This is a genomic window from Amycolatopsis echigonensis, from assembly GCF_002846615.1.
GTDB classification, from domain to species: Bacteria; Actinomycetota; Actinomycetes; order Mycobacteriales; family Pseudonocardiaceae; genus Amycolatopsis; species Amycolatopsis echigonensis.
On record NZ_PJMY01000003.1, the window covers coordinates 4,325,967 to 4,338,415 of the forward strand.

General features: G+C 69.0%; 10 protein-coding genes. 6 read left to right on the plus strand and 4 right to left on the minus strand.

Features of this window, described 5'->3' with window-relative positions:
• Positions 1-7: 7 nt before the first annotated feature.
• Positions 8-1,486: a glycoside hydrolase family 55 protein gene (locus ATK30_RS25635; protein ID WP_244194723.1), complete on the minus strand. Its 1,479-nt coding sequence runs from the start codon at positions 1,484-1,486 to the stop codon at positions 8-10.
• A gap of 260 nt (positions 1,487-1,746) precedes the next feature.
• Here ATK30_RS25635 and ATK30_RS25640 point away from each other — a divergent pair, with 260 nt between their 5' ends.
• The 3 genes from ATK30_RS25640 to ATK30_RS25650 all read left to right on the plus strand — a co-directional run bounded on the left by ATK30_RS25640 (position 1,747) and on the right by ATK30_RS25650 (position 6,341).
• Positions 1,747-3,738, plus strand: coding sequence for a thioredoxin domain-containing protein (locus tag ATK30_RS25640; protein ID WP_101437762.1), 1,992 nt, complete (start codon positions 1,747-1,749; stop codon positions 3,736-3,738).
• Positions 3,739-3,832: 94 nt separating this feature from the next.
• Positions 3,833-4,387: a hypothetical protein gene (locus tag ATK30_RS25645; protein WP_101437763.1), complete on the plus strand. Its 555-nt coding sequence runs from the start codon at positions 3,833-3,835 to the stop codon at positions 4,385-4,387.
• Positions 4,388-4,445: 58 nt separating this feature from the next.
• Positions 4,446-6,341, plus strand: coding sequence for an acyl-CoA dehydrogenase family protein (locus ATK30_RS25650; RefSeq protein ID WP_101437764.1), 1,896 nt, complete (start codon positions 4,446-4,448; stop codon positions 6,339-6,341).
• Between the two features lie 75 nt (positions 6,342-6,416).
• Here ATK30_RS25650 and trhA read toward each other — a convergent pair whose 3' ends face one another.
• The gene (gene trhA / locus ATK30_RS25655; protein WP_183123907.1) at positions 6,417-7,091 is read right to left on the minus strand and encodes a PAQR family membrane homeostasis protein TrhA; all 675 of its coding nucleotides are present in this window, start codon (positions 7,089-7,091) and stop codon (positions 6,417-6,419) included.
• A gap of 105 nt (positions 7,092-7,196) precedes the next feature.
• On the opposite strand from trhA, the gene ATK30_RS25660 reads away from it, so the two are divergent.
• Complete coding sequence (locus tag ATK30_RS25660; protein ID WP_101441070.1) at positions 7,197-7,955, plus strand: isoprenyl transferase; 759 nt, start codon at positions 7,197-7,199, stop codon at positions 7,953-7,955.
• Positions 7,956-8,049: 94 nt separating this feature from the next.
• On the opposite strand, the gene ATK30_RS25665 is transcribed toward ATK30_RS25660, so the two are convergent.
• Positions 8,050-8,298 carry a hypothetical protein gene (locus tag ATK30_RS25665; protein ID WP_101441071.1) on the minus strand — a complete coding sequence of 83 codons (249 nt, stop codon included), beginning with the start codon at positions 8,296-8,298 and terminating at the stop codon, positions 8,050-8,052.
• Between the two features lie 735 nt (positions 8,299-9,033).
• Here ATK30_RS25665 and ATK30_RS25670 point away from each other — a divergent pair.
• Positions 9,034-10,320: a PhoH family protein gene (locus ATK30_RS25670; RefSeq protein ID WP_101437765.1), complete on the plus strand. Its 1,287-nt coding sequence runs from the start codon at positions 9,034-9,036 to the stop codon at positions 10,318-10,320.
• Between the two features lie 53 nt (positions 10,321-10,373).
• On the opposite strand, the gene guaB1 is transcribed toward ATK30_RS25670, so the two are convergent.
• Entirely contained in the window at positions 10,374-11,813 is a 1,440-nt protein-coding gene (guaB1, locus tag ATK30_RS25675) for a GMP reductase (RefSeq protein ID WP_101437766.1), read from the minus strand.
• Between the two features lie 67 nt (positions 11,814-11,880).
• Between guaB1 and ATK30_RS25680 the strand changes: the two genes are divergently transcribed.
• On the plus strand, positions 11,881-12,348 hold the full coding sequence (locus ATK30_RS25680; RefSeq protein ID WP_101437767.1) for a DUF309 domain-containing protein: 468 nt from the start codon (positions 11,881-11,883) through the stop codon (positions 12,346-12,348).
• The last annotated feature ends 101 nt before the right edge of the window (positions 12,349-12,449 follow it).

A 12,449-nucleotide genomic window follows, 5' to 3' on the forward strand; every position in this document is an offset into this window, starting at 1 on the left:
GAACGGGTCAGCGCCGTTCAGCAAGTTGCTCGTCGTAAAGGCTTTCCGGCGGCAGATGCTTGCCGGGCGAGACGATCTCGCCGGTCCGATGGCCTGCCGGCGGCTTGCTCTGCGTTCCCGTGCACCCGAGGGCCCAGTTGTGCGCGGTCGGCGGGTTTTCCACGAGATACGAGCCGGTGCCGCAGTTCCACAGCACCGAATTCGCGCCCGCCCAGCCCTGGCCGCTGCCCATCCACTGCCGGTCGGAAAGCTGAAGATGACCGGACGGCGGGCTCACCGTGAGGTCGTCGTACAGAGTGCCGCTGGCCCAGCGCTGGTGCGGGCCGGCGTCGAGGATCCGGGAGCCGGTGTTGGTCGCGGTGCAATGGCTGATGACGTTGGGGCCGGGCACCCTCGCCTGCGTGATCCAGGCGTGCACGTTGCTGCCGGTGACCACGCATTGCCGCACCAGGGTTTCCTGGCCGCTGATGGTGTAGGCGGCCGGCTGGTCGTGGATGTCCTGGGGCACGGATTCGTCGAGGGACGAGGTGTTCAGCAGGCTGATCCGGAGCGCGTTCTCTCCGGTCCCGAAGGCCGAGCCGAAATGGTCCGCGACCACGTCGTTCACCCAGCTGTCCTCGGCGGCGTCCACGGAGACCAGCTGGGATGTGAAGAAACCGTCGTTGTGCCAGGCGGGATCCTGTTCGAACTCGGAGCCGTCCGCGGACAGGTGCGCGAGGCCGGAACCGCTGATCCGGCCGGGATACGAATAGCGCGTGACGGTGGCGTGGGTGTACTGGCTTTCCAGCGCGTTGGTGAGCGGCACGTCGAAGCGCACCGTTTTGCCGTTGACGGCGGTGATCGTCCGGTCGAACTGCAGGCCGGCGTTCGGCGTCCACTGCTTGCTCGGCGTGCCGTCCGGCCGGGGCGGGATCTGGTCCATGCCGATCGCGTGAATCCACGCCTGTTCCTGCGGACGCTGCACGATGACGTGGTCGCCGACGTGCAGGGCCGAGGCATCGCTCACGTCCAGCTGATCCGCGCCGACCGGGACGTACCCGCTGGCGACCGGGACCGGCGAACCGGCGGAGACGCGCGAGCCGGTTCCGGCGATCGTGACCAGCGTGTGCAGTTTCCCCGCCGCGACCAGCCTGGTCCCGTGCGCTCCGCTGCCCGCGCCGCGCAGCTCGACGTTGCTGGTGCTGATCCGCAGCGTGCCTTCGAGCCGGTAGTCGCCCGCCGCCAGTTGCACCGCACCGGGTTTGCCGCTGTTCGCCACCTGGTCGATGGCCTGCTGAATGCGCGCGGTGTCGTCGCCGGACAGCTGCGGCCCGACGGTCGTCGCGACCGGCAGTTCAGGCGGCGGAGCGTCGCCGTTGCGGTAGCCGACGCGGGAGAAGTCGGGGATCCGGTTGCCCTGCGCATCGGTGCCGTAAGCGAGGCGGCCGTTGGCGAAGCTGATCCAGTCCGGTGCCGTGGATGCCGCATGGGCGCTGCAACCCGACAAACCAAGACATCCGATGAATATGAGCGCAGGAAGATTTTTCAAGGGGCCAGCACCACCGGATCGCCTCATGGAAGCGGACTGTAGCGATCTTCCTGCCGTGCAGCCAAGGACAATGGTCGGATTTCTCAGCATTCCTTCAGCGGGTCGGTGCGGGCGAGCCGAGGTCTCGCGCGCTAGGCATCTTCCGGTCGCGTTGCGCGGCGTTACCGGCGGTCGGCCGTCTTCGGTGTCGGCTGCCGGAATGAGGCACACTCGGCACCATGTCGAACCGCCTCGCCGAAGCGACGTCTCCGTACCTCCTGCAGCACGCCGGCAACCCGGTCGATTGGTGGGAATGGGGGCCGGAAGCGCTGGCCGAGGCGCACCGGCGCGGGGTGCCGATCCTGTTGTCCGTCGGGTACGCCGCCTGCCATTGGTGCCACGTCATGGCGCACGAATCCTTCGAGCACGAAGGCACCGCGGCGCTGATGAACGCGCACTTCGTCAACATCAAGGTCGACCGCGAGGAGCGGCCGGACATCGACGCCGTCTACATGGCCGCCACGCAGGCCATGACCGGCCAGGGCGGCTGGCCGATGACGTGCTTCCTCACGCCCGAGGGGGAGCCATTCCATTGCGGCACTTACTATCCGCCCGCGCCGCGGCCTGGGATTCCGTCGTTCACGCAACTGCTGGTGGCGGTCGCGGAGGCGTGGGAGGAGCGGCCGGACGATCTGCGCGAGGGTGCGAAACAGATCGTCGGGCATCTGGCCGAGCAGAGCGGTCCGCTGAAGGAGGCCGCCGTCGACGCCCGCGCTTTGGCGGAAGCGGTGTCGAAACTCGCGCAGGAGGCAGACTCCGTGCACGGCGGTTTCGGTGGCGCGCCGAAGTTTCCGCCGTCCATGGTGCTGGAGTTCCTGCTGCGCCACCACGAGCGCACGGGATCGGCGCAGGCGCACGCGCTCGCCGAGTCCGCAGCGGACGCGATGGCGCGCGGCGGCATTCACGACCAGCTGGGCGGCGGGTTCGCGCGCTACTCCGTGGACGCGGAGTGGATCGTTCCCCACTTCGAGAAAATGTTGTATGACAACGCGTTGCTGCTTCGAGTGTACGCGCATCTCGCGCGTCGCGGCTCGACGTCGGCACGGCGGGTGGCGGAAGGGATCGTCCGGTTCCTCGAGCAGGATCTTCTTACGCCACAAGGAGGTTTCGCGGCTTCACTCGACGCGGACACCGAAGGCGTCGAGGGGTTGACCTACGTGTGGACTCCCGCGCAGCTCAACGAGGTTCTCGGCGAGGACGGCCCATGGGCGGCTGAGCTGTTCAGCGTCACCGAAGAGGGCACGTTTGAAGAAGGCGCGTCGACTCTCCAAATGCGGACAGATCCAGACGACTTCGACCGCTTCGAGCGCGTCCGGCAGGCGTTGCTCGAAGCGCGGGCCGAGCGTCCGCAGCCGGGACGGGACGACAAGGTGGTCGCGGCGTGGAACGGTCTCGCGATTTCCGCGCTGGCCGAAGCGGGCGTCGCATTGGAGCGTCCACAGTGGATCGAACTCGCCCGTGGCGCGGCTTCTCTGCTGCTGGACCTGCACATCGTGGACGGACGGCTCCGCCGCAGCTCGCGCGACGGCGCGGTGGGCGCTCCGGTCGGCGTGCTGGAGGACTATGCCTGCCTCGCCGACGGTCTTCTCGCCCTCCATCAAGCCACCGGCGAGCCTCGCTGGCTCACCGAAGCGACCCGGCTGCTGGACGTCGCCCTGAGGCATTTCGCGTCGGACTCCGCGCCGGGTGCGTATCACGACACCGCTGACGACGCCGAAGTCCTGGTGCAGCGCCCATCCGATCCGACGGACAACGCGAGCCCGTCCGGCGCTTCGGCGCTGGCCGGTGCATTGCTTGCCGCCTCCGCGCTGGCCGGACCTGACCAGGCGGCGCGCTATCGGGACGCTGCTGAACTCGCGCTGCGTCGCGTCGGTCTGCTGGCCGCGCGCGTGCCGCGGTTCGCTGGACACTGGCTGTCGGTGGCGGAAGCGGCGCAGTCCGGGCCGGTGCAGGTCGCGGTGGTCGGCGCGGACCGCGCGGAGCTGGTGACCGCCGCTGCGCAGCACATCCATGGCGGTGGCATCGTGCTCGGCGGCGAGCCGGACGCGCCCGGTGTCCCGCTGCTGGCCGACCGGCCGTTGGTCGACGGCAAGGCGGCGGCGTACGTCTGCCGCGGCTATGTCTGCGAACGCCCGGTGACCGCGGCGGACCAGCTCATCGCCCAGCTCTGACGAATTCCGCCCCTGGTGAACGCGCTACCCGCCTAGATGAAATGGGCGTAGCTTCAGTAGTGACGTAATTATGTAATCAAGGACGGTGGACGTCATGGGGCGAGGTTGGAAAGGCCGGGGCTGGCAGCAGGCCGAGGCTCCGTCGGCGGACGACGCCGCGGCGTGGTTCGGCGGACGGCTCCCGGACGGCTGGTTCACCGGCGACCCGGAGATCACCGTCGACCGCGAAGAGATCCTGGTCGTCGGCGAGCTGCCCGCGCTGACCGGCGATTACGCCGACGAAGCGGCCCGCGCGGCCGCTGAAGACGGGCGGATCAGCCGGTTCCGCGAGGAAACCCGCGACGAGCGGATCGAGATCGCCCGGCAGGCCGAGCATCGCTACCAGCGCAAGGTGGCGTGGGGCGCGAAGCTGGGCGGCACGACGGTGCATTTCACGACGCTTTCCGTGCCGGTGATGACCCGGCTGCGGCAGCCCGAACGGCTGGTTCTCGACACGCTCGTGGACGCCGGCGTCGCGCGGTCGCGGTCCGAGGCGCTGGCCTGGGCGGTGCGGCTGGTCGGCGAGCACGCGGACACGTGGCTGACTGAACTGCGCGAGGCGATGACCAAGGTCGACGACCTGCGGTCCAAGGGGCCCGATTTGGGCTGAGCTGCGGGACTTCCTCCGCTGCGGCAGGCTGGTGGCAGCCTGCTGTATCGGAGGAACCGTGGACGTCCCTGCTGTGCCCGACAAAGTGGATCCGGACGCGCTGACCGCAGTCCTCGACGGACGCTGGGCCGGCCTGAAGCGCGACGTGCGCGCGCAGATGAGCGCGGAGACGTTCCGGGACACGACCGGTCTCGACGTCGAGGCGCACCGCGTCCAGGTGCTGGACCAGCTGCGGAAACTCGCCGAGACAGACCGTCCCGCCCTGGGCTTCGACGCCGCGTACGGCGGGCTGAGCGACGTCGGCGGGTCGGTGATGTCGTTCGAGATGCTCGGCTACGGCGACCTGTCGCTGATGGTCAAGGCCGGGGTGCAGTGGGGCCTGTTCGGCGGTGCGGTGCAGCTGCTGGGAACTTCGGCGCACCATGAGAAGTACTTGCGCCGCATCATCAATCTGGACCTGCTCGGCTGCTTCGCGATGACCGAGCACGGCCACGGCTCCGACGTCCAGCACCTGCGCACCACCGCGACCTACGACCCTTCGACGCACGAATTTGTCGTGCACAGTCCGGATCCCGGCGCCACCAAGGAATACATCGGCAACGCCGCCCGCGACGGACAACTCGCGGTGGTTTTCGCGCAGCTGATCACCGGCGGCGAATCCCGTGGCGTACACGCGTTCCTGGTCCCGATCCGCGACGATTCGGGAGCTCCGGCCCCCGGCGTCACCATCGCGGACTGCGGCCTCAAGGCTGGTCTGAACGGCGTCGACAACGGACGATTGACCTTCGATCAGGTCCGCGTGCCGAGGGAAGCGCTGCTGAATCGATTCGGCGACGTAGCCGAGGACGGCACCTACACGAGCCCGATCGAAAGCGACGGCCGCCGGTTCTTCACGATGCTGGGCACGCTCATCCGCGGCCGCGTGAGTGTCGGCGGCAGTGCCGGATCCGCCACCCAGCGAGCACTGACGCTGGCGGTTCGGTACGGCGATCAGCGGCGGCAGTTCCAGCGTCCGGAAGGCGACGAGGTAGTCATCCTCGATTACCTGGGACACCAGCGGAAACTGCTGCTCGCGCTGGCGAAGACCTACGCTCTGCACTTCGCGCAGGAGGAACTGGTTGCCGCACTGCATGACATCGCTCCCGACGCGCCGGAAGAAGAACAGCGCGAGCTCGAATCCCGCGCCGCGGGCCTGAAGGCGTTGAACACCTGGCACGCGACCTCGACCATCCAAACGGCCCGCGAAGCGTGCGGTGGCAGCGGATATCTGTCGGAGAACCTGCTGGCCGGTTTGAAAGCTGACACGGACGTCTTCACCACCTTCGAAGGCGACAACACGGTGCTGTTGCAGCTGGTCGCGAAGGGCTTGCTGACGCAGTACAAGGAACACTTCGAGGACCTCAGCCCCCTGGCGACCGCCCGCTTCGTCGCCGAACAGCTGGTGGACACCGTCATGGAACGCTCAGCCGCGTGGCGGTTCCTGGAACGCCTCACCGAGTCCGACGACGCTTCGGTGCTCTTCGACCGCGAGTGGCAACAGCGTCTCTTCGAGGACCGCGAAGAGCACGTACTGAGCGGCGTGGCCAACCGACTTCGCCGTGCTGCTTCGGATCCCTTCGGTGTCTTCAACTCCGTACAGGATCATGTGCTGCTCGCTGGCCGCGTACACGTGGACAGGGTGATTCTCGACGCCTTCGCCCGGGCTTTGGACACCTGCAGCGACCCGGACGCGAAGGTGCTGCTGGACCGCGTGTGCGACCTGTACGCCCTGTCGACGATCGAAGCGGACCGCGCATGGTTCCTGGAACACGGTCGGATCTCCGCAACCCGCTCGAAGGCAGTGACCGCGGCGGTCAACGCACTGTGCGGTGCGTTGCGCCCACACGCGCGGACGCTGGTGGACGGGTTCGCGGTACCGGAGCAGTTCCTGGCAGCCCCGATGCTGAACGGCTGAGCCTGCACAAAACGACTCAGGCCGTGCCCAGGCCGCATGACGGCCTGGGCACGGCCTGAGAGGGTAAAACCGCAGCTAGGCGTACATGGCCAACCAGATCGCTATGTAATGCGAAACCGCGGCCAGCACCGTGCACGCGTGGAAGAACTCGTGGTATCCGAACGTCTCCGGCCAGTGGTTCGGCCACTTCACCGCGTAAAAAACCGCCCCGACCGTGTAAAACAGGCCGCCCACGCACAGCAGCACCAAAGCCGCGACTCCGGCGTGGCTCAGCAGTTCCGGCAGGACGAACACCGCGACCCACCCGAGTGCGATGTAGATCGGCACTCCCAGCCAGCGCGGTGCGTGCGGCCACAGCATCTTCATCGCCACACCGAGGACCGCGCCGCCCCAGACGATGCCCAGAACGATGTATCCGGTCGGCTTCGACATGGCCAGCAGGGTGAACGGCGTGTAGGTGCCGGCGATGAAGAGGAAGATCATCGAGTGGTCGGCGCGCTTCATCCACTTGTACGCGCGCGGGCTCCACAGCCTGCGGTGATACAGCGCGCTCACGCCGAACACGCCCAGCACGGTGAGGCCGTACACGGACGTCGCCAGCGCGGCGACCGGCGAAACCGTCGACGCGGCGAGGCTGATCAGCGTGGCGGCCGCGGCCACCGCGCCGAAGAACGACCAGAAGTGGATATGGCCGCGCAGCCGGGGGCGGGTGTCCTCGGGGAGGGCTGGGGGCTCGATCGTCACGCTCACCGTCCCAAGGTTACGGAACCGTAGGTTTTTCGCCAGCCCCCGTGGCGCGTCACACCCCTGATTCGAGGGTGCGTACGCTCGGGCGACGTGAGCCTCCGGTCCTTCATGTCCGACGTCGTCTACAGCATCTACAGCCGCCGGCTGATCCAGCAGTCCGCCGGCCGTCATCCTCGGCATATCGCGATCATGCTAGACGGCAATCGCCGCTGGGCTCGCGAGGCCGGGTTCGCCGACGTGGCCGACGGGCATCGCGCCGGGGCCAAGAAGATCGCCGACTTCCTCAGCTGGTGCCAGGAGGCCGAGGTCGAGGTCGTGACGATGTGGCTGCTCTCCACCGACAACCTCAACCGCGATCCGGACGAGCTCACGCCGCTGCTGAAAATCATCACCGACGTCACCGACGAGCTCGCCGGGGCCGAGGTGCCGTGGCGGTTGCGCATCGTCGGCGCGCTCGACCTGCTGCCGCTCGAGGTGGCGCAGAAGCTCACCGCCGCCGCGGCGCGCACCGAGAACCACTCGGGCATGGAGGTGAACATCGCGGTCGGCTACGGGGGCCGTCAGGAGATCGCCGACGCCGTCCGCAAACTTCTCCTGCAGCACGCCGACGAGGGCACTTCGATTCGCGAACTCGCGAAAATCCTCGATGTCGACCACATCTCGGAACATCTGTACACGTCAGGTCAACCGGATCCGGATCTGATTATCCGAACGTCCGGTGAACAGCGGCTTTCCGGATTTCTGCTCTGGCAGTCCGCGCATTCGGAATTCTGGTTCACCGAGGCTTACTGGCCGGCATTCCGGCGCGTCGACTTTCTCCGCGCGCTGCGCGACTACGCCTGGCGGCACCGCCGGTTCGGGGCCTGACGCGGCGAACCGGCCCGGCGGACCCACCCAGCCGGGCCGGAAGACGCCGCGAAGGCCCCGGAGCCGCGCTCCGGGGCCTTCGCGTCAAGACGGCTCAGCCGTGGTGGTGCTCCATCGAGTGGGCGATCAGCGCCGGCGTCGTGGCGATGCCGGTGTAGGCACCGGCGACCAGCGAAGCGGCACCGTAGCCCAGCGCGCCGCCGCCCTCGATGAAGGTGGCGTAGGCGTCGCCGAACGTCGGGTCCGGAGCGCCCTGCGTCGCGGCCGGGGAGGCGAACGCCGTCCCGCCGATCATCATCAGGCCCGCGGCCGCACCGGCGACAATTCCAGCCTTCTTCAGCACTTCGCACACTCCTAGGTAGAGATACTGGGATTCGGGGCACCGGAGTGTTCCGGTGGTGTGTCCCGCAGTAAGGAAATTACCCCCGAATGGCCTCTAGCGAATGGTGCGTACGCCCATTGTGTGAGCGCTGGAAGGCCCAGTTCACTCGGTCCGGTTCAGTGTCCAGGACGCGAAATGCATTCCGGTCTGCGTCGTGGTACAAGGCCCTTTACCTGGGAATTGCCTGCACTCGGTGATTAATTTTCCAAGATCATTCGTCCGCGTGACCCCCCGATCGCCGGACCCCGTGACGCTGAGTGAGCACTGTGGACACTCTGTTTCGGGCGACCGACGGTGGGATGACGAATCGGCGAATCACCTGTGTGGCTGCCTGCACGACCGGGCCGACGTAGGTACCTTCCGGAATAGAGGGCTCGCGTTCCGTGCGGGTCCTCGCGGGAGGCCCTGGTCGTGGCGTTGATCGAGGGGGCGGCTCAGCCGCCCACGAGATGCACGAGGGGGCCGGCACCCGGCCCTCGTGGCCGTGCCGCCTGACGCAGCCAGCGTCAGGGAGTGCGGACCCAGCCAGGGAGGTGCCCGGCCCAGCGAGTGCGGGCGTGGGGTGCACACGCCCTCGAGGGAGATGCCGTCGTGACTGCGCAGCGTTCACCCCGCAAGGCCTCAGGCCGTTCTTCGACCGGTGCTTCAGCGCCGGAGAAAGCCTCGATCTCGCCCGAATCCCCACGCATCACTTATGTGCTCGACACGTCGGTGCTGCTCTCCGACCCGTGGGCGGTCACCCGGTTCGCCGAACACGCGGTGGTTCTCCCGCTGGTCGTCATCAGCGAACTGGAGGCCAAGCGCCACCACTCCGAACTGGGCTGGTTCGCCAGGGAATCCCTCCGGCTGCTGGACGACCTCCGGCTCAAGCACGGCAGGCTCGACGCCCCGATCCCGATCGGCGACCAGGGCGGCACCCTGCAGGTGGAACTGAACCACACCGATCCGTCCGTCCTCCCGGTGGGCTTCCGCACCGACTCGAACGACCACCGCATCCTCGCGTGCGCGCTCAACCTCGCGACGGAGCGTCCGGCGGTCACCTTGGTGACGAAGGACATCCCGCTGCGGGTCAAGGCGGGTGCGGTCGGGCTCACCGCGGACGAGTACCGGGCGCAGGAGGTGACGCCGTCGGGCTGGACGGGCATGGCGGACGTGGACGCCCCGCAGGAACTGATCGACACGCTCTTCTCGGGCGGTTCGGCGGATCCGGCGGAGTTCGGCCTCGGCGAGGTGGGCGAACTGCCGTGCCACACCGGGCTGCGGCTGCTCGCGGGCAGCTCCAGCGCGCTCGGCCGGGTCACGGCGGACAAGCGGGTGCGGCTGGTGCGCGGCGACCGCGAGGCGTTCGGCCTGCACGGCCGCTCGGCTGAGCAGCGCGTGGCGCTCGACCTGCTGCTGGACTCCGACGTCGGCATCGTGTCGCTCGGCGGACGCGCGGGCACCGGAAAGTCGGCGCTCGCCTTGTGCGCGGGCCTGGAGGCGGTGATGGAACGCCAGCAGCACCGCAAGGTCGTGGTGTTCCGCCCGGTCTACGCGGTCGGCGGCCAGGATCTCGGCTATCTGCCCGGGTCCGAGAGCGAGAAAATGCAGCCCTGGGCGCAGGCGGTGTTCGACACGCTCGGCGCGCTGGTCAGCCAGGACGTCCTGGACGAGGTCTTCGACCGCGGGATGCTCGAGGTGCTGCCGCTGACTCACATCCGGGGCCGCTCGTTGCACGACACGTTCGTGATCGTGGACGAAGCGCAGTCGCTGGAGCGCAACGTGCTGCTGACCGTGCTGTCACGGCTGGGTTCGGCGTCGCGGGTGGTGCTCACGCACGACGTGGCCCAGCGGGACAACCTGCGGGTCGGCAGGCACGACGGCGTCTCGGCGGTGATCGAGAAGCTGAAGGGGCACCCGCTGTTCGCGCACGTGACCCTGACCCGCTCGGAGCGCTCGCCGATCGCGGCGCTGGTGACCGAGATGCTGGAGGACCACGGCTGACCTAGTAGTGAGCGGCGGCACCGGTTCTCTCCGGTGCCGCCACTCACCAGGTCTCACCAGCCAGCAGGCAGTGGGCGTCCCTCAGCGAAACCGGCCGCCGACTGCACGCCCAGGACCGCGCGCTCGTGGAACTCCTCGAGCGTGCGCGCGCCCGCGTACGTGCAGGACGAGCGGACGCCCGAGCAGATCGAGTCGATCAGGTCCTCGACGCCGGGTCGCGCCGGGTCCAGCGCCATCCGCGACGTGGAGATGCCCTCCTCGAACAGCGCCTTGCGCGCGCGGTCGAAGACGTTGTCCGTGCGCGTGCGGGCTCCGACGGCGCGCTTCGACGCCATCCCGAACGACTCCTTGTACGGGCGGCCCTGCTCGTCGTACCGCAGGTCGCCGGGGGATTCGTGGGTGCCGGCGAACCACGAGCCGACCATCGCCGCCGACGCGCCCGCGGCCAGTGCCAGCGCGACGTCCCGCGGATGCCGGACGCCACCGTCCGCCCACACGTGTTTGCCCAGTTCACGGGCGGCGGCAGCGCATTCCGCGACCGCGGAGAACTGCGGTCGGCCGACGCCGGTCATCATCCGCGTGGTGCACATCGCGCCGGGCCCGACGCCGACCTTGATGACGTCCGCGCCCGCGTGGATGAGGTCGCGGGTGCCTTCGGCGGTCACGACGTTGCCCGCGACGACCGGCACCTTCGGCGACACCGAACGGACCGCCTTGAGCGCGGCGATCATCTTTTCCTGGTGCCCGTGCGCGGTGTCGACGACCAGCGTGTCGACGCCCGCGGCCAGCACCGCTTCGGCCTTCGCCGCGACGTCGCCGTTCACGCCGATCGCGGCCGCGACCCGCAGCTTGCCCTGCGCGTCGGCGGCCGGGGTGTAGATCTCCGAGCGCAGCGCGCCCACCGCGGTCAGGACGCCGGCGAGGCGACCGTCGGCGTCGAGACCGAGAGCGAGCCGTCCGCCGTGGCTGTGCAGGAGCTCGAAGACCTCGCGCGGCGGCGTGTCCAGCGGCACGGCGACGACGGCGGGCTCGGCGACGTCGGCCAGCCGCGCGAAACGGTCCACGCCGGCGCAGGCGGCCTCGTCCACGACGCCGACCGGCTTGCCGTCACCGTCGACGATGACGACCGCGCCGTGTGCTCGCTTGTGCACGAGGTTGAGGGCATCGGCCACCGCGTCGCCGCCGGTGAGGACCAGCGGCGTGTCCCAGACGACGTGGCGGGACTTCACCCAGGAGACGATTTCGGCCACCGCGGCCGTGTCGACGTCCTGCGGAAGCACGACGAGCCCGCCGCGGCGAGCCACCGTCTCGGCCATCCGCCGCCCGGCGACGGCCGTCATGTTGGCCACCACCAACGGGATCGTCGCGCCGGTGCCGTCCACAGTGGACAAGTCGACGCCGAAGCGGGATTCCACGTCCGAACGGTTCGGCAGCAGGAACACGTCGTCGTAGGTCAGGTCGTGAGCGGGCACGTGCCCATCCAGAAAGCGCACGAGTCACCAGGCTACGTGGCTTGCGCGCGGGACGCTAACCCGGCGTGGCCCGTGGAACAATGGCCAGGTGGACAGCCGTGATCGCGACGACCAGGGGCGGGCCCGCAACGCCCGCCCGCGTGATGGTCTGGGCCGCCCGCTGCCCTATGGCGCCGACGGCGTGCCGCGCCAGCCCGAGGGCGTGCAGCGGACCCCGGAGGAGACCCTGGCGGAAGCGCAGGACCTGCTGGACGCCGGCCGCCCGTTCCACGCCCACGAGGTCTTCGAAGACGCGTGGAAGGCGACAGACGGGCCCGAACGGGAGCTGTGGCGCGGCCTGGCCCAGCTGGCGGTGGGGCTGACGCACGCGTTGCGCGGGAACGGCAACGGAGCGGTCGCCCTGCTGGAGCGGGGCGCGGAGAACATCGCGCCGTTCCGGGAGAAGCCGCCACACGGGGTGGACGTGGCCGGGTTGGAACGGTGGGCGCAAGCGCTTGCGGCGGAGGCCCGGGAACGGGCTCGGGTGATGCCGGAGGTTCCTCGGCTGGCCCGATAGGGGTTTCTGGGCTGCGGGGTTCCCGATCTTGCTGAGTTCTTGCCTGCGCCGAGTGGTTTCGGTGGGTTGCCAGGCGCTCGGCTTATGCGGTGCGGATGGTC

Bases quoted from the DNA above. Each gene is read 5' to 3' on its own strand.
- ATK30_RS25660 (WP_101441070.1), top strand. From the start codon at position 7,197: ATGTCCGACGTCGTCTACAGCATCTACAGCCGCCGGCTGATCCAGCAG.
- ATK30_RS25640 (WP_101437762.1), top strand. From the start codon at position 1,747: ATGTCGAACCGCCTCGCCGAAGCGACGTCTCCGTACCTCCTGCAGCAC.
- ATK30_RS25645 (WP_101437763.1), top strand. From the start codon at position 3,833: ATGGGGCGAGGTTGGAAAGGCCGGGGCTGGCAGCAGGCCGAGGCTCCG.